We start from the raw sequence: 26196 nt of genomic DNA, 5'->3' as shown, positions 1-26196 counted from the left end.
AACCTGAGTATGGGTGTGGGATTGGGTATCATGCCTTCCCTAACATTGGAGCCTCCCAGCAAACGCCTGTCCAAGAATCGACTGCCGCAATCGGTCGGCGCGGGTGAGGTTGGCCTGGACGGCGGCTTCAAGTTCGTCGATGACGGACAAGCGGCGATCGACTTCGGCAACGATCTGCTGTTGCTCATTAAGCGGTGGAATTGGAACCGGGAACAGTTTCACTTCACCAACATTGAGATGTGGTGACGCACTGCCACCAGTCAAGGACCGGACACGTGCAAGAATCCACGAAGAATTCAGCCAGTGCATCAGAAGATTTGGCGTGAATAGCGAATGTGACCGCAAAAGCATCATCCGTTGACCAAGGCAAAGATCAATTCCATGGGGAACCATGCACGCAACCCCAAGGATCCCGCCCTCGCGACTGTAAACAACGTCATTCTCCCTCGGTTTTAATCTCTGAATTCGTTTCTCATAGGTGGATTGAGACACAAAGCGCACATCAGCCAAAACCAATCGTCCCGGCCGAAACTCCGTGGTTCGAAGGCAGACACGACCCGTCGCTTCCCACTTCGGCGTTGAGTGCGGACAATCCACAACGTCCGAGCATATGGTCTCAACTGAAGACCATGTCCAAGTGTTCGGGAGTGGTGGCAAATTCGTTCTATCCGGTACGGGTATCTCTTTGTATTTCCCTCTGCCGGTCCACTTCGCCCTTCGTTCGGCGAGGATGCGTTCAAGGAGTTTGCTGGCTGGTTCGACGTTGGGATGCAGCCTACGCCAGTCTTCGGTCAGCTTCCCTTCGACGGCGGCTTTGAGGACGGCAGCTTTGTAGCGTTTGAGATTGGCCTTGACACGTTTGAGATTGGCGACGGCTTCGTCGAGGCGAGAGAACTGCTTTTCGATCTCAGCGACGATGCGCTGCTGTTCAAACCAAGACGGCGCATCGAGGCCAAAGCCTTTGATGTCTTTTGGGCGAACTGCTGGATATAGGGCGCCTTGGACGAGGCTCGACATTGCGTCAATGAAAGCATGTGTCTGCACACCATAGAAGAGCCAGCGAGGTTCGATGCCCTCAACTGGTCGAAGCACATGGAAGCCTGTAGATCCGATAGCCCCTGTCAAGTCGTGTGAAACAATTGCAACTGCATTCAGGTTTGGCCTAGTCATCGAGACCAAAACATCTCCAGGCTGTAACCGCTGCTTGGCTCGACTCGGAGCAGCGCTTCCCGGAAGGAACTTCGGCTCGACAATTCTCTTCAGATCATTATCGATACTGCTGATATCAATGTAAGTGAACTCTCCGGTTTTGGGCGGGCCGGACTGATCAATCTTTGGAACAGTGAGATCACCGAGAGTGCTCATGCTGCCAACGCCCCGTTTAATTCTTCAATAAGCGTATTCAGCTTGTCCCCAAAGATCTGATGGACTTTCCCCAACCCGCCTTCTTGAGCAAAAGGCGCGTACTCAAAGTCGTCCGGCTCAACCACAAGATTTGCTGCGACGTGGTCACGGATCATTTCCAACCAATGGCGCTGTTCGTCGGTGAACTTCTTCCCACGGCTCCCTTGCTCCCCCAGCCACGCCTTGAAGTTGGCATTGACCTTCTCGGGAAAGGGCACCAGCTCATTCTCCTGATGCGTGGCGAAGCGAACGAGAGAAACCAGATCGGTCAGGATGCGCTTGCCGCTTGCGCCTTTGACCTTTGACTTCTCCAGCGCGGCATAGGCCTGCCAGAGCTGGGATTCGTTCCAGAGATAGGGCGGCTTTTCGATGGCGTGGGCCAGGTCCTTGATGTCCTCGAACGTGAGCCGTTGCTTATACGGCTTGCTGTAGAGCACTTGCAGAGCCGTGATCTCGTCCTTGTGCTGTGCGATGAACTGCTCGAAGGACTGCACGATGGTGCGGGCACGGGCCAGCGCGTCGGCGCTGAAGCCTGCTTCGATAACTTGGTCCTGACTGACATGGTCGATCGTCAGTTCGTTCTTCTTTTTGATCTCGACCAGAAGTTCGCGGAATTTCGGATCGTGAAATGGCTTGGCTGCTGCTTGAATCAACGTGGTGGCGACCTGCTGGATCTGCTGCTCAGTCGGCTTGCTCGTACCGAATTGCTGCGTGGCTCGTTCTTCTTGCCGATCGGGATTGACCGCTTCCACGAGAGCCCGGCTCAGGTCCTTGAGTGAGAGGCCGCCGCTGGCTTTGCTGATGGCCTGTTCATCGGCCTTCGTGATGCGGTGCTCCATGCGGGCCAGCCGTCCGGCAATGCTGGTAAGCACATCCTCTTCCATATTCCCCAATGCCACAGCTTGGAGCAGCTTCTCAAAGGCGACGCTGGGCTTTTTCTCCATCGGACGAGCATCGGTCTTGTCTTGCTCGCAGACGCCGACGGCATCGACGATGACGAAGTGGTCTTTGCTCGTGGCATCTGGCGTGACGGCCTTCAGATCATCCGGTTTGATGACGCGGACGCCCCGGCCCTTCATCTGCTCAAAAAAGGTGCGGGATTTGACCGCGCGCATGAAGACGACGATTTCAACCGGCTTGATGTCGGTGCCGGTGGCGATCATGTCCACCGTGACGGCGATGCGGGGATGGTAACTGTTGCGAAAGCTCTTAATGAGGTCTTTGGGAGTCACCCCGGTGGTGCGATAGGTGATCTTCTGGGCGAACTCGTTCCCCTTGCCGAACTCCTCGCGAAGGATTTCGACGATGTTTTCCGCGTGGGCGTCGTCTTTCGCGAAGATGAGGGTCTTGGGGACCTCGGTCCGGCCGGGAAAGATGTCGGTGAAGAGCTTGTCCCGGAAGGCTTTGACGATGGTGCGGATCTGGTCCGGAGCGACCACGTCACGGTCGAGCTGGTCGGGATCGTAGGCGAAATCGTCGTCGAGCCGCTCCCACCGCTTGGTCCGCGTCTCCCGATTCATCAACTGCACGCTATACCCCGCCTCTACTTTAGACCCTGCCTGCGTAATGGCGGTGCGGATGCGGTACACGTCGTAGTTCACGTTGACGCCGTCGGCCACGGCCTGCTCGTGATTGTATTCCATGACGAGGTTTTGATTGAAGAAGCCGAAGGTCTGTTTGTTGGGCGTGGCGGTGAGGCCGATGAGGTGGGCATCGAAGTATTCCAACACCTGCACCCAAAGGTTGTAGATGGACCGGTGGCATTCGTCGGTGACGATGATGTCGAAGGTTTCGATCGGAATGGCCGGGTTGTAGTCCAGCGGCTCGGGTTTCTTGAAGAGCCGTTCGAGGCCGGACACGGAGGCCTCTTCGTCCTCCTCCGACAACTCCCGTCCCTTGAGCATGGAATACATGCGCTGGATGGTGCTGATGCAAACGCGCGCGGTGGTGTCGAGGGTATTGCCAGCCAGCCGCTGGACGATGAACTCTTCAGTGAACTTGAAGTTATTGTAGGGCGAGACGTACTGCTGGAATTCCTTCAGCGTCTGGTCGCCCAGGTTGCCGCGATCGACGAGAAAGAGTACGCGCTTCGCCCCGCCGAACTTGATGAGGCGGTAGATAAAGTTGATGGCGGTGAACGTCTTGCCGCTGCCGGTGGCCATTTGGATCAGCGAACGCGGACGATCCTGAGCCAGCGACTTCTCAAGATTATTGATGGCGGTAATTTGCGCGGGCCAGAGGCCGGTGATGCTGAGGGGTGGCAGGGTTCTCAGGCGACCACGAAGCGTCGGCGCTGCGGATTCTGCGGCCAGGGATGCGCCGTGCAGATCTCCGGAAACTTCACTGTGCTGAAGGATCAAGCTGGCCAACGTCTCGGGCCGATGGAAGCTGAACACCGGACGGCTGCGCGGCTGAGGATCGAGGCCGTTCGTGAAGCGCGTTTCCAGGCCGGTGCTCTGGTACAGAAATGGTAAGGGACGAATATGGGCAGGCAAGTCCGTAGGGAGGCCCTTGCTGTATTTCTCGGCCTGAACTTCTACGCCAATAAGCGTCACGCCCTCTTTCTTGGCTTCGATAATCCCGGCTGCCTTACCGTCCAGATAGAGCAAGTAATCCGCAAAGCCGTGGCCGCTCACGAGGGGGAAATTTCTGAGGACGACGCCCCGTCCAGCATGAAGATTCGCGCTCTTGTAGTCCTGCACGCGCCAACCTGCCTGCTCCAGCGCCTGGTCGATGTGCTCGCGCGCCTGATCTTCCGGGGTGGCCATGGGGCGCAGAATACCCGTTTTCACCCCATAAATCACCAGGCCTATGCCTCCCCTCCCTTTGACCCCACGCATCCCTTTCGTATAGGCTCACCCTGGTCATTATCCAGGACGGAGCCATGAACCGATCAGACCGACGCCGACAGGACGCCATCCAGGGAAAGACCGGCCACGCTCCCGACTCCTTTGCCCTCCGCAACCTGCTCGACCAGGGCAAGCGCCACCATCAGGCCGGGCAACTGGCGGAGGCCGAACGGAGCTATCAGCTCGCCTTGAATATGGCGCCGGGCCATCCCGAAGCCCTTCAATTGCTGGGTCTGCTCGCCTATCGGGTGGGCAGCTACGACCAGGCGATCGACCTCATTACCCAAGCCCTCGACGCCTCCCCCTCGACGCCGCTCTATTGGTTCAACCTCGGCGTGGTGACGCAGCGCGCAGGGAAGAAAGACGAGGCGGTGCGGGCCTATGAGCGGGCCCTCTCGCTCAATCCTAAATATGTCGAAGCTCTGATCAACCTGGGGAACGTCTTCAAGGATCTGCAGCGCCTCGACGAGGCCGTGCAGGCCTACCGCAAGGCTCTGGCCCTCAACCCGAGCCATGCCGATACCCATAACAACCTGGGGGTCGCCCTCAAAGAACAGAACGATCTTCAGGGCGCCATCGCCTCCTACCGTGACGCAATAAGGCTCAAGCCCACACACTTTGAGGCCTGGAACAATCTGGGGCTCGCGCTGATGGAGACCGGCACTATCGACGAGGCCATCGCCTCGTTTGAACAGGCCCTGACCATCGTGCCCGACTCGCCCAAAGCCCTCTACAACCTGGGCGTGGCCCGCATCTGGACGGGGGAACATGACAAGGCCCTCGCCCTGCTCACCAGGATTGCGACCGCCAAGCACGACCATGGCCGGGCCGTCACGGAGACCAGCCTGTTCCGGTCACGGTTGAAACACGATGCCGAGCAGGTCCGCTACCTCATGGAGCGGGGGCTGCTCGATGCGTCACAGCAGCGCTACGTGGAGGCCTTGGACCGATTGACGATCGCGCTGGCCGCGCAGCACCCCACGAAGAACCGCTGCCCCATCGAGGCCGCCGCGCTCACGCCGATTGCGCCCTCTTTCAATCAGTTCCTCTATCGCGCGTCCTGCGAACGGCTGGCCGAGGGCGCACTGAATCCTGCCCTGGATGTGCCGGCCATCGAATCCCGCTATCTGGGGGCACGGCCCGAAGTCACGTTTATCGACCAGCTCTTGCGGCCGGAGGCTTTGACCGCTTTGCGCCGGTTCTGCCTGGAGTCCACGATCTGGAAGAAGGACTACGAGAACGGCTACCTCGGCGCCTTTTTAGGGGATGGCTTCGCGACGCCGCTGCTCTTGCAGATCGCCGAGGAGCTGCGCCTGGCCTTCCCGCGCATCTTCGCGCAGCATCGCCTCACCCAAGCCTGGGCCTTCAAGCAAGACAGCGCCAGGCGCGGGCTCACGCTGCATGCCGATGCGGCGGCGGTGAATGTGAATTTCTGGATTACGCCGGACGAGGCGAACCTGAATCCTGAAAAGGGGGGCTTAGTGGTCTACGACAAGGAAGCCCCGGCGGACTGGAACTTTGCGGCCTATAACAGCGAGCAGAACAAACCGAAGATTCTGGAGTGGCTGCATCACGTCGGCGCCAAAACTATCCGGGTGCCCTATCGCGCCAACCGCGCCGTGGTGTTCAACTCCGATCTGTTTCACGAAACCGACGAGATCACCTTTCGGGACGAGTACCCCAGCCGGCGCATCAATATTACCTTGCTCTACGGGTACCGCCACCGGCCGTAGCCTCGTGCGCCTGCAGCGCCTCCCCGTCCCATGACTCCGGCTGCGGCTCAGCCATCGCTTCGACCACGACCGACTTGATCCGCTGCTGCATCCGGGTGGTCGCCAACCGCATGACGAGCGCGACGAGCGCCGACAGGATCACGCCGATCGGAATCAGCAAGCCCCCCACCAATTGCAGCCGCGCCTCTTGCGTGCGCACCGCCCCCTCTCCCCTGGTCCGCAGAAAACTGAGGCGCGCCCACGCGATGGTGGAGCCGTTGGCCAGCACCGGCTCGAAGACGGTCACCCGCTCCTGGCCGGGAGCCGGTTCATCGACAAACACCCATTCCCGGCTGTGCGCGCGGATGGAAATCCATTTGGCATCCTGCATTAAGTGGCCGACATAGGCGGAGTTTGAGGCGGCCAGCACCCGGTCGCCCGTATCGATCAGCATCGTATCCGCCAGCCCCTCCGCACCCCAGGCATGGCCCAGCAACTCTTGCATCTTGGCCACATCGACCAGCAGCACCGCCGCGCTCAACGAGGCAAAGGCCCGGCTCACCGCCCCCGCCCGCTGCTGAAACGCCTGGCTGACCGCCTGCTCCCGTTGCTCGCTGTCGGCCAGATCCAACCGGTGGAGGGTGTAATAGAGCAGACTCCCGATAAAGAGGGTCGCCACAAGCGTCACGAGTCCCACACGAATCATGAGCCGGTGCCTCCTGCGCGCAGACCGCCTCCCGCTCGGCGCGGCGCCTGCGATTGAACTGCCCTTGCATGCATTCCATGGACGACTAACACGGCAGGCTGTTCCCCTCCGAGGCATTCTCGCGCTGATAGGGCTCGCGCTCCAACTCCTTCACCAGCTGCTGCAGCCTGGGCCAGGCCTCTTCGGAAAGGCTCACAAACTCCAAACCGAACGAATGGTCGCGATACCATCGCACGACCGCCTGTGTCACCTGAATCGGCGGCTCTTGCTTCGACACCTGCATGGTCAGCTGCAGCGTCGTGCCGGCCTTCACTTCGGTCAGGCTGAAAATGCGGCACCCCCGGATGGAGAGATCCACGACATTGCCATCGCCCTTCACGAGATTGATCGAGCTGAAGGAGCTCGCAAACGACACGGGGAAGCGGGGATGCTGCCGATGTTCCATAGTCACGGCCCTCGGACTTGGGTTTCCTAGCCGTTACTATTGCCAATCGGCCTGAGTTCCGCCATCTTTTTTGTAATTTCCGCAGGATCCGCCGGCGCACCCGCCGCTGAAGGAGGAAGATAGGCTAGGCTAGGCCAGCGGAGCCCGGCGGCCCCGGCGAAAAATGGCCTGGATTTGCGAGAGGCCTGCCAGCCGATGCGCGAAGGGATTGGGCACCTTGCCCTTGAAGAACATCCTGATTCCCAATGGAAGGATTCGCCGGAAACGGGAGCCGTCGGCCCCCACTACTTTGAGCGGCATCACCGCTTCATTCAGCCGCCCCTGCCCCTCGATGAGCCCGGCAAACGCCGTGATATGACGCGCGCCGGCCGTGGGAGGCAGCCGGCGGTCCAGCGAGGCCCGCCGCAGCCGGATGATGGCTTCCATCGGCTTGACATCTTTGGGACAGACCTCGACGCAGAAGTTGCACCGCGTGCAATCCCAGATGCCATGCTCGTCTTGCAGCACTTCCAGCCGCGCGCGCGTGACCCGTTCCGACTCACGGGGATCGGCAAGAAACCGGTCGGCCTTGGCCAGCGCGGCTGGTCCCGCAAACTGCGGCGACACCGCATGCACCGTACAGGCCGCCACGCAGGCCCCGCACATGATGCAGGCGTCCACATTGTGGAATCGGGACTCCGCCGGTTCGGGAAGGCCCCCCGCCGCCTCAGCCGGCCGATGGTCCGCGAGCGACGAGGAGGAGAGCCAGGGCGTGATATCCCGGATCTTCCGCCAGAACGGCCCCATATCGACGACCAGATCCTTGATTACCGGAAAATGCGGCAGCGGCGCGATCCGGAGCCGGCCATGACGCGCATATTCCTGCCGGACCGACGTGCGGCAGGCCAGCTTCTGGCCGCCATTGATCTCCATGGCGCAGGATCCGCAAATGGCCGAACGGCAGGAATAGCGGAGCGCGAGCCGGCCATCCACCTCCTGCTTGATGCGGATCAGCAGATCGAGCACCGTCGTGCCGCGCCTGACATCGAGGCGAATTTCCTCGTCATGCGGCGCCGCGTCTTGTTCGGGATTGAACCGCTGAAGGGTAATGGTGAGGCGCATGGAAGAAGCTTTCAGCCTTTAGCCGTCAGCCCTCAGCGAACACTGAAAGCTGATCGCTGAAGGCTGATCGCTCATGTTAATCCAGCTCGAAGATCTTCGGAAAGTTCGTCAGGTTGCGGCAGCCGTCCTTCGTCACGAGGACCATGTCCTCGATGCGCACGGCGCCCAACCCGGGATAGTAGAGTCCCGGCTCAACGGTCACGACATGGCCTTCCTGCAACAGCGACCCGGTCCGGCTGATGCGCGGCGCTTCGTGAATATCCAGCCCCACCCCATGCCCGGTCCCGTGGAAATAGCCCTGCATCCGGCCCTCGACCAGACCCGTCTTGTACCCGGCCTTGTCAAACCGGTCACAGATCCCCTGATGGATCTTCATGCCGTCGGCGCCGTCCTTGATCTTGGTGATGGCCTCTTCCTGGGCGTCTTTCACCGTTTGATAGAGCCGTTTCAGTTCGGGGCTGGCCGTCCCCCGGATCACGGTGCGGGACATGTCGGCGAAATAGCGGCTGTCGGCCGAGCGCGGGAACACGTCGAAAATGATGCTCCGGTGCGCCGGCAGGGGGCCGCTGCCCTCGTGATGGGGATCGCAGGCCTGCTCGCCGCCCGCCACAATCGTATGTTGCGCCACACAATCGCGCTCCATCAGCTTCACATTGATCAGCTTCTTGATGCGTTCCGATGTCAGCGGCGCCCCGTCCAGCCACAGCTCTGGCCCGCGAATCTCGGCCTGCTTGAGCGTCGCATGGGCCGCGGCCACCGCCTCTTCCGTCGCCCGCTGCGAGGCCTCGATATGCCGGACCTCTTCGGCCGTTTTGATCACCCGCTGCTCGTAGAAGGGATCCCGCTTCGGCTTCAGGCTATAGCCCATCTCTTGCAGCCGGGTCGCATGGATGAACGGGAAATTGGCCGGAACCAGCAGCTGCCGGATCTTCGCCGCGCGCAGCACCACATGCACAATATCGACCGTGCCGGGTTCTTTCACCCCTTGCGCCTTGGCCTGTTTCTCCAGCTCCGAGTACGACAGCACCCGGTCCACCGACGCCTGCGTCTTGGCCCGATCCATTTCGAGATCGCTCATCACCAAGAGGCGCTCGCCCTTCACTTCCATATATATAAACGGATCCGGCGCCACGAACCGCGTGGCGTAGTAGAGATTCGAATCGCCTTCGCTGGCGGCGATAAAGAGCGTGGCGATATCAGGCTGTGCGGAGGCAGATCGTTTCATGGATGGACGGCACCACGGAGCCCGATGGTGCCCAAACCCTTTCGTGTGAGGCGTCCGGCGATGCTAACATGGGGTCCGGGGTCGGTCAAGGCGTGGCGGGCACTGGCTCAGGCGCCGCGTCGCGCAACGGCTCGGCCGGCTTCCCGTCGTTCGGCGTCACCAAATCCATCGGCAGCGTCAGCGTATTCTTCAGCACATCGATGGCCAGCTGCGCCAGCCCCGACAGGCCGGCCGCAAACGACTTCATCGGCAGATAGGTGACCTCGGGATCTTCCAAGGCGCCCTTGATGGAGAAGATCGCCGTCGCCATCCCGGTGCGCTCGCCGGCCAAAATGCGTCCGAATAACGGAATCGAATTGATAAACTTTGAATAGGACCCGAAGGGACTGACCACGACGACCATGTCCAGCTGATCGGTGGGCAAGTCGTAGTTCCCCGCGGCCGTGATTTTCAGAATCGGACTGTCGATAATCAGGTTTTCCGTTTGAACCGACCCGTTCTGAATCGTCAGCGTCGCCGCGATTTTGTTATAGGGCAAGCCGTCCTTTTCCAAATCGACCTTGCCCTGCAAGACCGCCGGCAGGTTGAGGATGCTCAGAATCTTCCAAATGGCGCGCTCTTTTTCTTTCAAGATGCGACCGTCCTCCAACAGCACCTCGGCCTTCCCATTGAGCGAGGGGTACACGCCGTGCGGATTCCGTCCATGGCCGCGGATCGATCCGCTCACCCGCACCAGGCCGGAGATGCCCTGCGTCTCCGCATGCATCAGCCGCAGCAGATCCTCCGCTTCCAATCCGGTCGCGCGCAGCGACACGTCGACGTCCGTCGGCTCGTTCCGCGGAAGATGCACCACGACCCGCCCGGCCACCTGCCCATTGGCCGACCCGCCGGCAATCCGGTCGATGTCCAGCATGCCGTCTTGCAGCATGATCCGCGCCGTGAGCCCGCCGAACTTGAGATGCTGATAGTGCGCCCGCGCCACCGACGCCGTCACCGCCGTCTGGCTCGTGGCCGCGAGAGATTCGAGGACCTCGCGCATCGGCGACCGCTCCCCTTTGGGAATCACCAGGTCAAGATCCAGCTGATTGGACTCGATCTTGCCGGTGATGACCGGCTTGCCCGGCCAATTCCGCACCGTCGCCTCCAGGGCCAGATCACTGTCCTGCACCTTGAACGACAGCCGCTTGATCTCCATGCCGTTCCGCACCAGCTTCACCCGCGCATAGAGGTCCTCCACATACCCGCCGCCCTTGACCTGCATCAGGCCGTTGGTCAGCGCCAGCCACCCCGTCGTCCGCCAATTCTTCCAATCGGTCTCCTTGCCTTTGACATCGAGCGACACTTCCACCTGGCCCGCTTCGAATCCGCCTTTGGCAATCCATTCCGGCAAGCTCGACAGCGACAGGACGCCCGTGGCCACCGCCACATCGATGGAAAACTTCCCGCCGACCTTGATCGTCCCCTTGACCGGAATCCTTGCCGCCGGCACGACCAGCTCCACCAGCGTGACCGTCGCGGCATTCTTCTGCGTCAAATCGCCTTCAAACTCCAGCACCGCGGGCGCGCCGACGGGCTTTTCCATCACATCCGGCACCACCACCCTCGACTCCGTCAGCACCAGATTGCCCCGCACATGCGGAGCGCCCGTCGCGCCGGTCAGCTGCACCGCCGCGCTGAGGAGGCCCTCGAACATTCCGGCCGGCACCACCCCGCCGGGCACAAACCTCGCGATGCGGCCGGCATCGCCGTACGCGCGGATGACAAAGTCCTGAAACCGGCTGGCAGCGCCGCCCGTCACCACTCCCTGCGCCTGCAGGGTCGTATCCCCCAGATGCCCGGTGACTTGATCGAACTGCGTGCCGCCCTCGGCGAGAATCACACGGCCCTGCAACCCGGTGACCCGCTCCGGAAGCGACGGATGGGTGAAGCTGACGTACCGCGCCGTGATCTCCCCGCCGGCGAAGGTAATGCCGTCAGGCTGGGTCAGCGGCCCCACGAGGCGAAACGTCGGCAGCGTCAGCCCTTCCACATCCCGCATCCCCGCCAGCAGGGCGGCCAGCTGTTCCGACTTCACCGTCTTGCCGAGAAACTGCACCAACTCGGCCGCCGCCATGCTGCCGGTGATATCCAGCTCCAGCCAGGGGCCGGCCTCCAGAAACGAGACCTGGGCCTTCCCCTCTGTAATCTGAATCGCCCCGTAACTCCCCGTGAATGCCCCCACGCGCACCCGGCCCGGCTCGACCGCCACCACCCCGGCAAGATCCTTCGCCAGCACGCGCTCCTGCCCCAGCAACGCACGGCCCTCTTGAATGTGAAACTCCCCGGTCACCGAGAGCTGCGGACCCGCCGCCGCCGATCCGGTCACCGTCGCGTTCACCAGCTGCACTTTCCCGTCGATCTGATGCTCGGCCATAATCGCCGGGAGCTGCGCATGAATCCATTGCGCCGGAATCGTCGCCAGCAATTCCGGCAGCGTGACCCAGGATGAATTAAACGTCACCGCAAACGTCGGCTGCGGGGTCAGCAGTCCGGACAGATTCGCTTTCCCCGTCACACTCAACTGATTCACCCGCGCCGTCAGGGACGACAGCACCGCGTCGTATCCGGATAATCCGGGCAACACACGCACCTGGCCTTGAAGATTGATGAGCCCCTGAATCTGATCGGGAACCGGCCGAGGCCCGAAGAAATCGGCAATCCCACGCAGGGCCAGATTCGCCGCCTCCACGCGCCCCTCGAACTGAAACACGGGCAGAGGAGCAGGGGCGCCCTCCGCCGCCAGCGCCGCGGACCGCTCCACCCGCTTCACCTGGCCCTCCAGCGAGACCGCCGCGAGCCCGCCCTCTCCCGTCTGCGCCACCGACACCTGCACATCCGCCACGCCCTGTTCCGGCCGGATCACCACCCCTGCTTCGACCTGCTCCAGGGTAAGCGACCGAACCCCGTCCGCCCGGCCCTCATCGATGACCGTGACCGTCCCATTGACCACCCGCGCCTCGCGAATCAAAAAGACCCGCGTGAGCATCTCCATCGTCCGCTGATCGGTCGCCGCCTGATTCGTCCCATCCAGCATATTCCAGTGCCCCGCCTCGTTCCGGCGGATGGTCAGCACCGGCTCTTCAACCAGCAATCGCTTGCCGACCACTTGTTTTTTCAATAAGGGAAGAAACCGCAGGACGAGATCGATCCGCTTCGCGGACAGTACCACCTGCTCTGAATGGGGATCGTGAATGGCGACTTGGCTGAGGTCCACCCGGATGCTCGGGAAGAGCACCACCTTCACCCGATGGACTTCGATCTTGCGGCCGAGGCTTTCCTCCAGCTGCGCCAAGACAAATTCCTTGAGATAGTCTTGGCCAAAGAGGGTGTTTGAAAACAGGATCGCCGCGCCGGCCAGCACCAGCAGAACAAGCAACACCATAAACCCAAGCCGAAGACGCGACACGCCACCCTCTTCACGAGAAATATTCAAACCGGCGCGATCTTACCGGAACCTTGCGTTGAAATCCAACAAACCTGCATAGGATAAGGGGTTTTTCGATTGGACCGATACCAGACAGGGACGCGGCTCCGCAGATTCGGCGCGCAGCGCGGGGCTCCGGCGCTCCGGTTCAGCCCCACCCGGCGATACTGCAGGAGGATCGAACCGTCAGGCCGCCGCACTCGACGGCGGCGCCTCCGTTGAGGGCTTCGTACACGCGCTCAGCGCCTGGTCTAATTCCTGAAGCGCCTCTTTCAAAGCCTGGCCGTGCGACCGCTTCGGCAAAGAATTACCTTTACATTGCTCATAGAGCCGGAGAAATTTCTCGGCCCCGAGAAACGCCGCGCTCTCGGCCAGCTCTTTGAGCAAATAGCCAAGATTCTCCGAAATTCCCGCGTCCGAATCCTGTTGCTCCAGCACGACCGCCGGCAGCGCCGCATCCAATTGCGCCCTGAACAGCCGGGCAAGATCATCGTATTGCTCCGCATCGATGCCCAACTTCGCCATCATATGCCGCTTCTCTTGCAAGACAGGGAGCGTGTCCTGCTTCAGCAGGTCCGCCACCCGCTTGAGCAACTGCGCTTTCTCGACGGGTTTGACGAGGAATCCCTGGCAGCCGAGGGCTTTCGCCTTCGAGACCGTATGGAGATCCGAATAGGCAGAGGCGATCAGAATCGGAAGATCCCGGCGCTCCGGCATCGCCTTGATCAGGCCAATCATCTCCAACCCGTTCATCTCCGGCATCATAAAATCCGTGATGATGAGCTCGATGACCTCCGGGCCGCGCAGGATCTCCAGCGCCGCCGCGCCGCCATCCGCCACGATGGTGCGATACCCGCTCCCTTTGAGCTGGAGCGCTAACAATTTGGCATTCACCGCATTGTCTTCCACGATTAAAATGCTCATCGCGCATGTCCTTGGTTAATATAATTCCTCTTTCCTGCTCAGGCACACAGAATCGCCGCCACTTCTCTTGGCCTCTCACGGCACAAGCCCCTTGGCCAAAACCTCAGGCCGCATCGGCTTGCCCCGGCAGCAACCCGTCACGGGAACTCCCCGCCGCCTCGGACGCCGGCTCGCCGGATCCCGCCGAACAGGACGCCCGCTCGCGCGCCGCCTGCCGCGCCGCGACGAGACAGGCCTGCAGCTGCGCTTCGTGCACCGGCTTCGCAAGACAGGCCGCGTACCACGCCTGCGCGGCCTCCTCTGTGCCGCCAGGCTCTTCTTGCGAGGCCAGCACGATCAGGTGCGTGGCGGCCAAAACGGGATCGGCTTTCATCGCCGCGGCCAAGGCCCGCCCGTCCATCCCGGACATGTCCCGGTCGATGATCGCCACCTCGCACGGATCACCACGCTCCGCGCAGGCGCGCAAGCGCTCCAAGGCCTGCCCCCCGTTGTCGGCGACCAGGCAGCGCACTCCCCATTTAGCCGCGTACAATTCCAGCATGCGCCGGCTGAGGGGATGATCGTTCACCAGACACAGATGCAAGCCCCGGAGATCCTGCACAAGGGGAGCCCCTGCAGGCAACACCGCAGCCGGCTGTTTCTCGAAGGTGACCGCAAACCAGAAGGTGCTCCCCACACCCACCTGGCTGTCCACGCCGATCTCCCCGCCCATGAGCGACACGAGCCGTTTGCAGATGGCGAGCCCCAATCCGGTCCCCCCATACTGTCTCGTCGTCGAGGTATCCGCCTGGCTGAAGGATTGAAACAGGCGCCCTTGCACGGCAGGAGACAGGCCGATCCCCGTATCACGGACCTCTACCCGAACAGTGGCCTTCTCTGCGGTCTGGCGCACCAGTCCGATCGTGACCACGACCTCGCCCTGCGCGGTGAACTTGATGGCGTTCCCGACAAGATTCAAGACGATCTGGCGAAGACGCCCGGGATCCCCCCGCAAGGCCGTGGGCACATCCGCCTGCACCCGGCAGGTGAGGGCCACGCCTTTGTCCCTGGCGCCGGACTCCAGCAACCGCACGACGCCCTCCACCGTCGCACGCAGATCGAACTCAATCGCCTCCAGCAGCATCTTTCCGGCTTCGATCTTGGAAAAATCGAGAATATCGTTGATCACCATCAAGAGATGCTCGCTGCTGTTCCGAATGGTCGCGGCATAGTCCCGCTGCTCGGGGGTCAGGTCCGTCTCCAACAGCAGGCCGGTCATGCCGATCACCCCATTCATCGGCGTGCGAATCTCATGACTCATCGTCGCGAGGAATTCCGATTTGGCCTGCGCGCTGGCCTGCGCCTCTTCCAGCAACTTCGTTTTTTCGATCGCGACGCCGGCATGCGCGGCCAGCGCGGTCATGAGGGCTTCATCCAGCTCCGTGAACTCGGCAGGGCCGCGTGAGCCGCCGGGGACAGCATCCGCGCCGGCCGTGCCCCGCTTATCCGACACATACAGCCGGCCATACACCCGAGGCCCCACGAGAATGGCCAGCCCCAACAAGGATCGCATGGGGGGATGATGCGGCGGGAAGCCGGTAAATCCCGGATGCTGCGTCAGATCGCGCAGCCGAATGATCGACGTCCGCTCATTCAGCGTCCCCAACAATCCCCGCCCGGCCGGCAGCGCGCCAATCGCCGCTTGCGTCGCGGGATCCATCCCGGCGGTAATGAACTGCGTCACCTGCCGAGTCGCCGTGTCAAAGACCGCAAGGGCGGCATAGGAGGCCCCGGTCAAGGCGTGGGCAGTCTCGCACACCTGCTGCAAGAGCTGGGGGAGCTTCTGCTCGGAGGTGAGGCGCCTGGTGCTCTCCAGCAAGGCTTCGAGCGCTCCGCTGTGCCTCTGCAGCAACCGCTCATGCTGGGTGGCCCGCATCCACTCCCGTTTCAACGACCCCGTCGTCCACCACAGCAGCCCGATGGAAGGCGCCAGCAAGACGGCGCCAGCCCACCCCAGGGGCACCAATTGCGCCCGCAAGGGTGCGAGAATTCCGTCGCGATCCATCTGCGTCAGGATGCGCCAGTGAAATCCGGGGAAGGCCTCATAGCCCTTGGTCTGAGCAAAGCCGGTCACGATGGAGACGTGCCGGCGGGCATCCGCTTCCTCCCGGTACCCGGATCCGTCCGCCTGATCCTGCGGCACGGGCGAGGGCGGATTCGTGACTTGATTCACAGGGGTCTCCCCAGCCCCGATCGAATCGGCGGCAAGCGCGCCGTCACGGTCGCGCAGCTGATACTCAATCCGCGCCGACAGGCCTTCCTGGATCCGAATCGTGTCCAGCGTCCTGGCAATGATGCCCTCCAAGACCGGAAGGCCGACACGGCTGGCCATGACGCCTCGGAATTGTCCTGCCGGCCCTCGAATCACAGCGGTGAATCCCACGGTGAGCATATTGCCGGCCACCGCCGAACGCTGGATATCCTGCAGCATGACCCGAGGTCCGGTGCGTGCGAGGGCCTCGCGAAACCATGCCTCGCCGGACACATCCTGGCCGACCGTCGCCCGATCGGTCGCCGCCATAATTCGCCCGGCCTCATCTGTCACGCCGATCCAGGCATAGACGGGATTGGCCTGTTGAATGTCGGCCAAGGCCTGCGTCATGGCCGGGACCCGCTGCTCCTGAAACACACGGGTTTGCGCAAACAACGACATATCCCCGTACCGCTCAGACAGCATCCGGTCGATTTGCTCTGCGCTGGTACTGGCGGCCAAGGCCAGCCGTTTGCCGGCCCCCTCGATCAATTGCGTCCGGACATTCAGAGAGAAGAGCCCTCCCATCACCAGCGCAATCAGGGTGATCCCGACAATCAGGGGGCGCGCCCACCAGCACCACAATCGGTGAGACGAGCGTTGCTCGCGAGATGGTCCTGCAGCGTTCAACCCTACCCTCCGGTCCCGTTTCATCCTGTCGCAGCGGTTCAGATCTACTTGCGCGCGCCCCGCCTCTGCCGGGGTCTCGTCTCTGATCCCCTTTTCTGAGATGCCGTTCCTCCGGCTGCGTCTTCCTTTATCGGCAGATTGATCGGTGAGTTGAATCAAATGGCCCTCGCTAGGACAGGCGGGTGCGGGTCTGATCGTATGGATGGCCTGACAGATCCCTTCCCGGTCCTTCCCCCAGAGTTTCCGCTAGAGGCCCTTCCCGCAAGCCGCTATAATCCGGACCTTCACTGGATCGACCGAACCGTTGCACCAGCCCGATTCCACTGACCAGGCCTCTCCGCCACGCACGCGCGTCCGCTGGCTCATCCTCGGGCTGCTCTTCGCCATCAGCGTGGTCACCTACATCGACCGGGTGAACATCTCCGTGACCGCCCGGCACATGATGCCGGCGCTGGGCCTCACCGATCAGCAGATGGGGTTCGTGTTTTCCGCCTTCGTCATCGGCTATGCGCTCTTTCAAATTCCCGGCGGCTGGCTGGGGGACCGGTGGGGGGCGCGTCTCATCCTGACGATCGCTCTGCTCTGGTGGTCGGCCCTCACCGCCTGGACCGCGATGGCCCCCGCGTCGCCGCTGACAGGATGGCTCGGTATTGTGGGAGCCCTGGCGCTCGCGCGGTTTCTGCTGGGTGTGGGGGAAGCCGTGGCCCTCCCGAACTTCAACCGCGCCGTGACCGACTGGCTGCCGGCGCAGGAACGCGGCCTTGGCATCGGCATCGCCATCGGCGGCATCGGGGTCGGCGCGGCCGTCACTCCGCCGATCACCGCCTGGATCATGGTCAACTACGGCTGGCAGACGGCCTTCTACCTCTCCTCCGGGTTGGGCATCGCCTTGGCGGCTGTCTGGTGGCTGCTCGCCCGTGATCGCCCGGCCGAACATCCCTGGGTCGGCCAGCGCCATGCCCTCGCGGGTGCGCAAGCCCCTCGCGCCGCCTCCCCCGCCATCCCCTGGGCGGCGTTGCGGCGCACTCCGACGGTGTGGTGGCTCGTGCTCAGTTACAGCTGTCTCGGCTACGTCGCCTACGTCTACATGTCCTGGTTCTATCTCTATCTCGTAAATGTGCGCGGCTTCGATATCCTGCGGGGCGGCCTCTTCGCCTCCGCTCCGTTCCTGGCCATTCTCCTCTTCTGTCCGATCGGAGGCTGGGTGACGGATCGTCTCGTCCAGCGCCACGGGATTACGCGTGGGAGACGGCAGGCCGGCATGGCCGGGATGCTCCTCGCGGGAACGGCGATTGGACTCGGGGCTCTCGTGGATTCCCCCTATCTCGCCATCGCCAGCCTCTCGCTCGGCGCCGGCTGGCTCTATTTCAGCGTCGGCGCCTACTGGTCTTCGACGAGCGACCTGTCCAAAATCCATGCGGGGAGCCTGTCGGGGTTGATGAATACGGGCGCCAACATCGGCGGAGCCCTCTCGCCGACCGTCACGCCCTGGATCGCCGAACAGTGGGGCTGGCCGGTCTCGCTCGGCGCCGCCGCGGCGATCGCACTCATCGGGGGAATCCTGTGGCTCAAGATCGATCCGGGGAAGGGATTATCTCGTGAAACGTGAAAGGTGAGACGTAAAACGATGAAGATCGGAAACTCATCGGAGATCTCTCATCCTCTTTAAACGTTTCACTTTTCACCTCTCACGTTTCACGATTCTTGCCCCTTGCCCCTCGCCCCTCGCCCTTGTTACAGTCTCCACCTATGACTATGCAATTTCAGAAAAAAGATCCCCGCGCCACGATCGTCACCAAGTTCGGCGAGATCAAGATCCGCTTCTACCCAGACGACGCTCCGCGCCATGTGGAGAATTTCGTCAATCTCGCCAAGATGGGCTTCTTCGACGGGACCACGTTCCACCGCGTCGTGCCCGGCTTCATCATTCAAGGCGGCGATCCCTACAGCAAAAATCCCGACCGCACGACCCACGGCACCGGGGGGCCTGGCTACTTCCTCCCGCCGGAGCCGAACGACCGCCCGCACAAGCGCGGCGCCCTGTCGATGGCCAAGATGCCGCGCGAGAGCAACAGCACCCGCGACTTCAACGACAACGGCTCCCAATTTTTTATCTGCGTAGGGGACAATAGCGGCCTGGACCGGCGCTATACCGTCTTCGGCGAAGTGTTTCGGGGCATCGAAGTCATCGACCAGATCGTCGCCGCCGCCCGCGACGCCGCCGACAACCCGCTGGAGCCGATCACGATGACGGTGACGGTGAAGGAATAGGGTCAGGCCGCTCAACTCAACGCCTTGCCATTTCGCGCATGCCGTTTCGCCCGCAGGAAACATCCGTTCCTTGATGCGGGTGGGACCATATGTTAGGGTTTCGCTATGAGACGGGCTTGTCTGAACAGAGAATCCAGCGCCTCTGCATGGCCGCAAATCCTGCTGCGCGCCTGGATCATGGTCTGGATGCTGGCCGTTCCCCTCTTCCATGTCCATCCGGAAACGGACCATCATCACGGAGAGGCCGGACATGTCCATGGCGGGACCGTCCATACGGTCTTCTCCCCTGACCTGGACGGCGAATTTACGCGCCATCATGAGACGGCCGCTGCCGTCGAGCAGCCGCCTGCAGACCACATCGCCCTCTCCACGCATCCCTCACAGGCGTCGGACTATGCCGAACTCGGATTTTCCTTCGTCAGCGATTCGACCGATCGGAGTCTCCCCAAGCCGCTGGCCGGCGTGCTGTTCGTCGTTGAGCCTCCCGCCGGCCTGACATTGCCCCCCATCAGCCCGGTGAGTCAGGATCGGACCTTCTCCTCATCCCATACGCTCTTCACGCGCGACATTCCCTCACGCGCACCACCGTCACAGCTCGTCTAGTTCTCTCCATTGACCGTTTGTACTCGCGTTGCACCGGTTTCGTTGCGCTGGCAGGCGTGATCCGGCCGCGCTGAGACCGCTCGTCGAAACAGAGGAGGCTCTGATGAGTCCTCGTATCGTTCTTGTTATAGTAATCCTCTGCGGCTTGGCAGGGCGCATGACATTGAGCTCGGCCGCTGAGCCTGCCGCCTCCGCCTATTCATTAGAGGAGATCCTGGCCGTAGCCGCGGAACACAGTCCGGCACTGGCCGGCGCGGAAGGGCTGGTCAAGCAAAGCCACGGTCAACAGATCGCGGCGGGAGCCTATCCCAATCCCTCGCTCTCGGGCACGACCGGGCGCGGGGCGATTCGCGACCCCAGCAACGGCGTCCGCATTACCGAGCGGACCGTGACGGTCGAGCAACCGCTCGAATGGACCGGCAAGCGGCAGGCACGGCAGGACGCCGCGAACGCCGGGGTGGCCGGAGCCACAGCCGCGCTGGAAGAAACCCGTTTGGCACTCGTCGCCGATGTCAAAGTGGCCTTCTATGCCGTGCTCTTGGCCCAGCGTGATGCCGAGCTCGCCGCTCAGAACGTAAACCTGGTTGAAGAAGTGTTGCGCACGGTGAAAGCCAGGGTCGCGGCCGGCGAAGCCACCTCCTTCGATACGATGAAAGCCGGCGTCGAGGTGCAGAAGGCGCGGAAAGAAGTCGCCCGCACACAGAATACGCTGCTGGTGGCCAAGGCGCGGCTCAATACGATCACGGCCGGATCACTCGGCAAACAGTTTTCCATCCATGGGGACTTCCTCTCCCCCCGGCAAGGGCTGGACATCGATCAGCTGGCAGCCCGGGCTGTTGAGCAGCATCCCACGGTCCGCCGCGTGGCCAGGCTCGCGGAGCAGGCCGAGCATACCGTGCGCTACGAACGGGAATCCCGCATTCCGAATGTGAGCCTCCAGGGAACCTACCATCGCGAAGCCGGAGACGAAGCCGTCTCCGCAGGCCTCAGCGTCCCGCTTCCGCTCTGGTACCGGCGGCAAGGGGAAATCGAGTCGGCCCTGGGCGCGAAATACCGCGCGGACGCGGAACAGCGGCGGGCCCAAACCGAGTTGGAACAGGCCATCACACAACATGCACAAGAAGTGCGCACCGCGCAAGACCAGCTGCAGGTCTTCGAGACCGGCCTCTTGAAACAAGCGGAACAGACGGTGACCGTCGCCCGGACCAGTTTTCGGCAAGGCGCGGCGAGCCTGCTGGACGTGCTGGATGCCCAGCGCGTGTACCGGCAGACGCTGCTGGAATATGCCCAAGTGCGCGCGGACCTCTCCATCGCCTTGGTCAGACTGGAACGATCCTTAGGAGCGCCGCTATGAGCCGGCACACCACGGCACACCGGCTGATGGCTGCCGCCATACTGCTACTTGCGGGCTGCGGAGACCATGGCACGGAACCACCGGCCCATCCTCCCACGGCCGCACGCCAGCGGGACCAGGCCGGCCCTCATGCCATCCAGCCGCCGCCGACGGTCCGGGATCGCCTGCGAACGGAGCCGGTCGCGCGGCATGCGATTCCCGACGTGATCACCGCTCCCGGCGAAGTGGCGTTGGATCTGACGCAGGTGGCCAAGATCACTCCGCGCATCGCAGGACAAATCGAACAGATCCGCGTGCAATTGGGCGATCACGTCAAGCCCGGCCAGCCGCTTGTGGCCATCGGCAGCTTGCAGCTCGATCAGTTGGTGGAAGAATACCTCGTCGGGAAAGCGCAGGCCGACGTCGCTGCCAACAGCTTCCAGCGGACAGAGAAACTGCGGGCGGACGACATTGTGTCCGAACGCAAGCTCATCGAAGACAAGGGCCGCTATCTGGAAACCAAGGCGCGCTACCAGCATGTCCGTGAGAAGCTGCTGGCCATGGGGCTGTCGAAGGCAGAGCTGGCCGGGCTCGAACGTGGCGGGCATGAAGAAGGCCATCACTATACCTTGACCTCCCCCATCGCCGGCACCGTGGTATCACAGCAGGCTGTGCGCGGACAGGGCGTGGCGCCGGGCGACGCATTATTCGAAGTCGTCGATACCAGCCGCGTCTGGGTGTTCGCCAACCTGCCGATCGAACAGGCGCGCAAATTCACAGAAGGCGACCAGGGCACGATCGCCCCCAAAGGAGCGGATGCGGTGACGGCGCCGCTCACCTATATCGCGCCGATGGCCGATGACACCACCAGAACCATCCAGGTCCGCTTTGAAGTCGCCAACGCGCAGGGGCATCTGAAGCCGCGGGAATATGTCGAGGTTACCCTCACGCTGCCAGGCTCACCGGTGCTGGCCATTCCGATGTCTGCCGTGACCGCTGTGGGCCAAGTCCGTGGGGCCTTCATCGAACGGGACTCCGCCTATACCTTCGTGCAGGTCGAGCTTGGCCGGGAGGGCGGCGGATGGGTCGAAGTGACGAAGGGCTTGACCGAGCAGGACCGTGTCGTCACCGAGGGCGTCTTCGACCTGAAAAATGTCCTTTTAAAAGAGCATATCGGAACGGGGGAATGAGGCGCCGATGGACCGCTTGCTGACGCTCTCTCTGCGCTATCGATTCTTCACCCTCGTGGCCGTCATCATGGTCATCGCGGCAGGCCTCTGGTCCTTCGCGCACCTCACCATCGATGCCGTACCGGATCTGACGCCCGTCCAAGTGCAAATCCTGACCCGCGCCCCGGCCCTGGGACCGGTCGAAGTCGAGCAGTTCGTGACCGTTCCCATCGAAGCCTCGTTGAACGGTTTGCCCGCTTTGCGCGAACTGCGATCCGTGTCCCGCTACGGCCTCTCAGCGGTCACGGCGATTTTCGAGGACCACACCGACATCTACCGGGCTCGGCAACTCGTAGCCGAGCGGTTGGCCCGTGCGGTGGAACGGATTCCCACTGAATATGGCCGTCCGATCATGGGTCCCCTGACGACCGGGCTGGGAGAAGTCTATCAATTTACGCTCAAGGGGCCGGGCTACAGTCCGATGGCCTTGCGCACCCTGCTGGAATGGGACATCGGCATGAAACTGCGGGCGGTCCCCGGCGTGGTGGAGGTCAACATCTGGGGAGGCGAGCCGCAGCAATTTCACGTCATCGTGGATCCGGCGAAACTCCTGTCCTTGAAATTGTCGCTCAAACACATCGTTGACGCCTTGCATCAGAACAATGCCCTCGCCGGAGGCGGCTACATCGAACACCAGCGCGAGCAGCTCCTGATTCGGGGGGAAGCGCTGGCCACCCAGGTGAGCGATCTCGCCCGTATTGTGGTTGCCCATGGATCGGGCGGCGTCCCGATTTATATCGCCGACGTGGCGGAGGTGAAGGAAGCCTCAGCCCTCCGCATCGGCGCGGCCACGGCCATGGGAGAGGGTGAGACGGTGATCGGCATGGTCCAGATGCTCGCAGGCGAAAATGCCCAGCGCGTCGTTACGCAGGTGAAGGCGCGGGTGCAAGACATCCAGAAGACGCTGCCTCCCGGCGTCGTGATCGAGCCCTACTACGACCGCACGCTCTTTGTGTCCAACGTGATCGGGACCGTGCGGAACAACCTGCTGGAAGGCGGCCTGCTGGTCATCGCCGTGCTCTTTCTCTTTCTTGGGGATCTGCGGGCCGGCCTCATCGTGGCGTCCGCCATTCCGCTCTCCATGCTCATCGCCTTCACCGGCATGATGCAGGCGGGACTCTCGGGCAATCTCATGAGCCTGGGGGCCATCGACTTCGGCCTCCTGGTGGATGGATCGGTCGTGATGGTGGACAACATCCTGCGCCGGCTGGCCTCGGCCAAGAGCCGGAACCGGGACGAACGCCTGGCGGCGGTGCTGGCCGCCGGGCGAGAAGTCCTGCGCCCCATGACGTTCGCCGTGGGCATTATCATGCTGGTCTATGTGCCGATCCTCACGCTCACCGGCATCGAAGGAAAGATGTTCCGTCCGATGGCGGCCACGGTCATCATGGCGCTGGCGGGCTCACTGCTGCTTGCGGTGACCGTGACGCCGCTCCTCTCCTTCTGGTTCGTACGGCCCGGACCCGACCACGAAGAGACTCGTCTCATTCGGATCCTGCGCGGCCTTTATGCGCCCTGTTTGCGTTGGACGCTGGCGCACCCGCTGTGGCCGGTCGCAATTGCGCTCGGCCTGTTCCTCCTCAGTCTCGGCCTTGGAAGCAGATTGGGGATCGAGTTTATTCCCAGGCTGGATGAGGGCGATCTCGCGATACAAGTCTGGCGGCTGCCGAGCGTCTCGTTAAGCGAGTCCGTCGCCACCTCGCTCGACATCGAACGAGTGCTCCGCCAATTCCCCGAAGTCACCCACGTCGTCACCAGGACCGGCAGCCCCGAAGTCGCCACCGATGTGATGGGCGTGGACATGTCCGACGTGTTTGTCATACTGAAACCGCACAAGGAATGGGTGACGGCCCGCACCCGCGAGGCGCTGATCGAGCAGTTCACAACCTCGATCACGGGGCAGGTCCCGGGGGTCGGCCTCAGCTTTACCCAGCCGATCGAGATGCGCTTCAACGAATTGATCGCGGGCGTGCGCTCGGATCTCGCCGTCAAAATATTCGGCCCTGATCTGGACGTGCTGCGGCACCAGGCCGAGCGGGTGGCTCATGCGCTGGAACAGGTGCCGGGCGCGGCGGACGTGAAAGTCGAGCAAGTCGCCGGCCTGCCGCTCCTGCGCGTCATCGTGAACCGCGAGGCGATCGCGCGATACGGGCTCACGGCCGACGAGGTGCTCACCCTCGTGCAGGCGACCAGAGTGGGAGCGGTCGTCGGAGCGGTCGTGCAAGGCCCCCGGCGATTCGAGCTGGTGGTCCGCTTGGCGGAGAGCGCCTCACGCGACCCCGGCACGTTGGGCAATCTCTTGATCCCGACCATGCACGGAGAACTCGTCCCCCTGTCGCGCGTCGCCACGATCCAGGTGGATGCAGGACCGGCTCAAATCAGCCGTGAGCACGTACAGCGAAGAATCGTCGTGGAGTGCAACATTCGAGGCCGCGATCTGGGCAGCTTTGTGAACGACGCTCAGGGCGCGGTGGCCCAGGCCGTGACCCTTTCCCCAGGGTACGAGATCACATGGGGCGGGCAATTCGAGCATCTCAAGGAGGCGTCACGGCGGCTGGCTGTCGTCGTCCCCGTCACCCTGCTGCTCATTCTGGGTGTCTTGAGCGTCATTTTCGGAGCCATGCGCCCCGCGCTTCTGATCTTCTTGAATGTGCCGCTCGCGCTGTCGGGCGGCATCCTGGCGCTCTGGGCTCGTGGATTGCCGCTGAGCCTGTCGGCCGTCATCGGCTTCATCGCACTCTTCGGCATCGCGGTGTTGAACGGCGTGGTCCTGGTGAGTCACATCCGGCAGCTGGAATCGGAGGGGCGCTCGACCGATCAGGCCGTCACCGAAGGCGCGATGGACCGGCTGCGGCCGGTGCTGATGACGGCATTGGTGGCGAGCTTGGGATTCGTGCCGATGGCCCTCGCCACCAGCCTGGGCGCGGAAGTGCAGCGGCCGCTGGCCACGGTGGTGATCGGCGGGCTGTTCACGTCCACCGCCCTGACGCTCTTGGTCCTTCCCGCCGTGTATCGGCGGTTCCCACAGGGCGCCAGGAGAGCGCATCCACCTCATCGGACCGGCCGGCCTAACTGCGATTGATCCGGCTAAGTCCGAGAGCCTTGATCGAGTCCCGCGCAGCCGCGCGGGCTTTGATGGCGGGATTGAGCAGCGCACCGGGATCGGCATGCACTCCGCGCTCGGACACGCGGCGGCATTGCCGGATCACTTCGTCCAGCGCCGCGCGGGCATCCTGCGTGCCGGGATCGGCGGGTGCCAATTGCTTGAGCATCCCCTCGGCCAAACGCGAGGCTTCTCCGCAATGATGCAAGATGGCCTTGGCATCTCCCATGCCCCCATGCGCCATCATCTCCTCGACATTTTTCATCAGCCCATCCGCATCCGCTTGCAGCCTGGACGGCTCTGCCGCCGCCACGCCAGCCGATGCCGTCACCGAACCCCCCACGCCGACCAGCACCGCCGACAAGAGCCATCGCCCCACGGCGGCACACGCAACCATTCGCCTCATCTCAATACACTCCCTTCCCATCAGCCTGGGGCGTTGTCAACGCCCGGTACAAACGATGAAACTCTTCCGTGCTCAAAGCAGGGTTCTGAAGCTGAGCCAGTGCCGCCCGATCGATCTTGGTCTCAACCGTGTCGTCGTAATTCGACGACGCAATCGTCACAAATCGAGGCGGGAACAGCCGCTGAGGCAAGAGGATCTCCACCCCGAGGTTATATTTCGCGGCGAGCCGAATCGCCTCCCGCGCCTGCTCGGCCGGCACGTCCCGGCCAAGACCGATGTTTTTCGGGGGATGCCCCAGTCTGGCGAACTGAAAATGGACGTTGGTGAGACCGGCCTTGGCAAACTCATCCGTCAGACTCTGTCGCTGCTCTCGATACGAGTCCGCCAACACCACCTCGACCCGGCTGACGGCAGGCCGCCCTTCATCGGCTCCCGCAATACCCCCGGCCGCGAGCAACCCCCACAACACCAGGCTGGAGAACCCAAGAATCCGTACCCTCAT

18 protein-coding genes are annotated in these 26196 nt (G+C 62.7%); 7 read left to right on the top strand and 11 right to left on the bottom strand.

What is annotated here, in order from left to right:
• Positions 1 to 39: 39 nt before the first annotated feature.
• Both RI101_04470 and RI101_04465 read right to left on the bottom strand, forming a co-directional pair.
• On the bottom strand, positions 40 to 1365 hold the full coding sequence (locus RI101_04470) for a restriction endonuclease subunit S (GenBank protein ID MEC4889295.1): 1326 nt from the start codon (positions 1363 to 1365) through the stop codon (positions 40 to 42).
• Positions 1362 to 4196 carry a type I restriction-modification enzyme R subunit C-terminal domain-containing protein gene (locus tag RI101_04465; GenBank protein MEC4889294.1) on the bottom strand — a complete coding sequence of 945 codons (2835 nt, stop codon included), beginning with the start codon at positions 4194 to 4196 and terminating at the stop codon, positions 1362 to 1364. The genes RI101_04470 and RI101_04465 overlap by 4 nt, the downstream gene beginning before the upstream one ends.
• A 92-nt stretch (positions 4197 to 4288) precedes the next feature.
• Here RI101_04465 and RI101_04460 point away from each other — a divergent pair, with 92 nt between their 5' ends.
• Positions 4289 to 5986, top strand: coding sequence for a tetratricopeptide repeat protein (locus tag RI101_04460; GenBank protein MEC4889293.1), 1698 nt, complete (start codon positions 4289 to 4291; stop codon positions 5984 to 5986).
• Here RI101_04460 and RI101_04455 read toward each other — a convergent pair.
• The 7 genes from RI101_04455 to RI101_04425 all read right to left on the bottom strand — a co-directional run bounded on the left by RI101_04455 (position 5952) and on the right by RI101_04425 (position 16749).
• On the bottom strand, positions 5952 to 6671 hold the full coding sequence (locus RI101_04455) for a hypothetical protein (GenBank protein MEC4889292.1): 720 nt from the start codon (positions 6669 to 6671) through the stop codon (positions 5952 to 5954). The two genes, RI101_04460 and RI101_04455, sit on opposite strands and share 35 nt — an antisense overlap.
• A gap of 85 nt (positions 6672 to 6756) precedes the next feature.
• On the bottom strand, positions 6757 to 7116 hold the full coding sequence (locus tag RI101_04450) for a PilZ domain-containing protein (protein MEC4889291.1): 360 nt from the start codon (positions 7114 to 7116) through the stop codon (positions 6757 to 6759).
• Between the two features lie 129 nt (positions 7117 to 7245).
• Positions 7246 to 8217, bottom strand: coding sequence for a succinate dehydrogenase/fumarate reductase iron-sulfur subunit (locus RI101_04445; GenBank protein MEC4889290.1), 972 nt, complete (start codon positions 8215 to 8217; stop codon positions 7246 to 7248).
• Between the two features lie 76 nt (positions 8218 to 8293).
• Entirely contained in the window at positions 8294 to 9442 is a 1149-nt protein-coding gene (locus RI101_04440) for a Xaa-Pro peptidase family protein (protein MEC4889289.1), read from the bottom strand.
• 85 nt (positions 9443 to 9527) lie between these two features.
• Entirely contained in the window at positions 9528 to 12887 is a 3360-nt protein-coding gene (locus RI101_04435) for an AsmA-like C-terminal domain-containing protein (GenBank protein MEC4889288.1), read from the bottom strand.
• Between the two features lie 204 nt (positions 12888 to 13091).
• Positions 13092 to 13829, bottom strand: coding sequence for a response regulator (locus tag RI101_04430; GenBank protein ID MEC4889287.1), 738 nt, complete (start codon positions 13827 to 13829; stop codon positions 13092 to 13094).
• A 103-nt stretch (positions 13830 to 13932) separates the two neighbouring features.
• Positions 13933 to 16749 carry an ATP-binding protein gene (locus RI101_04425; protein MEC4889286.1) on the bottom strand — a complete coding sequence of 939 codons (2817 nt, stop codon included), beginning with the start codon at positions 16747 to 16749 and terminating at the stop codon, positions 13933 to 13935.
• Positions 16750 to 17053: 304 nt separating this feature from the next.
• Here RI101_04425 and RI101_04420 point away from each other — a divergent pair, with 304 nt between their 5' ends.
• The 6 genes from RI101_04420 to RI101_04395 all read left to right on the top strand — a co-directional run bounded on the left by RI101_04420 (position 17054) and on the right by RI101_04395 (position 25267).
• On the top strand, positions 17054 to 18358 hold the full coding sequence (locus RI101_04420; protein MEC4889285.1) for an MFS transporter: 1305 nt from the start codon (positions 17054 to 17056) through the stop codon (positions 18356 to 18358).
• Between the two features lie 140 nt (positions 18359 to 18498).
• Complete coding sequence (locus tag RI101_04415; GenBank protein ID MEC4889284.1) at positions 18499 to 19020, top strand: peptidylprolyl isomerase; 522 nt, start codon at positions 18499 to 18501, stop codon at positions 19018 to 19020.
• A 105-nt stretch (positions 19021 to 19125) separates the two neighbouring features.
• Positions 19126 to 19623 carry a hypothetical protein gene (locus RI101_04410; GenBank protein ID MEC4889283.1) on the top strand — a complete coding sequence of 166 codons (498 nt, stop codon included), beginning with the start codon at positions 19126 to 19128 and terminating at the stop codon, positions 19621 to 19623.
• Between the two features lie 157 nt (positions 19624 to 19780).
• Entirely contained in the window at positions 19781 to 20977 is a 1197-nt protein-coding gene (locus RI101_04405) for a TolC family protein (protein ID MEC4889282.1), read from the top strand.
• Positions 20974 to 22146: an efflux RND transporter periplasmic adaptor subunit gene (locus RI101_04400; GenBank protein MEC4889281.1), complete on the top strand. Its 1173-nt coding sequence runs from the start codon at positions 20974 to 20976 to the stop codon at positions 22144 to 22146. Before RI101_04405 ends, RI101_04400 begins: the two co-directional genes overlap by 4 nt.
• Positions 22147 to 22153: 7 nt before the next feature.
• Positions 22154 to 25267 carry a CusA/CzcA family heavy metal efflux RND transporter gene (locus tag RI101_04395; GenBank protein ID MEC4889280.1) on the top strand — a complete coding sequence of 1038 codons (3114 nt, stop codon included), beginning with the start codon at positions 22154 to 22156 and terminating at the stop codon, positions 25265 to 25267.
• On the opposite strand, the gene RI101_04390 is transcribed toward RI101_04395, so the two are convergent.
• Together RI101_04390 and RI101_04385 are read right to left on the bottom strand one after the other, a co-directional pair.
• Positions 25254 to 25694 carry a hypothetical protein gene (locus RI101_04390; protein MEC4889279.1) on the bottom strand — a complete coding sequence of 147 codons (441 nt, stop codon included), beginning with the start codon at positions 25692 to 25694 and terminating at the stop codon, positions 25254 to 25256. The two genes, RI101_04395 and RI101_04390, sit on opposite strands and share 14 nt — an antisense overlap.
• A 1-nt stretch (position 25695) precedes the next feature.
• Positions 25696 to 26196, bottom strand: a complete 501-nt coding sequence (locus RI101_04385; protein MEC4889278.1) for a hypothetical protein — start codon at positions 26194 to 26196, stop codon at positions 25696 to 25698.

This window comes from Nitrospira sp. (assembly GCA_035968315.1).
Taxonomy (GTDB): Bacteria; Nitrospirota; Nitrospiria; order Nitrospirales; family Nitrospiraceae; genus Nitrospira_D.
The sequence above is the reverse complement of the archived record's forward strand: the minus strand, read 5'-3'. Positions and strand labels throughout refer to the sequence as shown.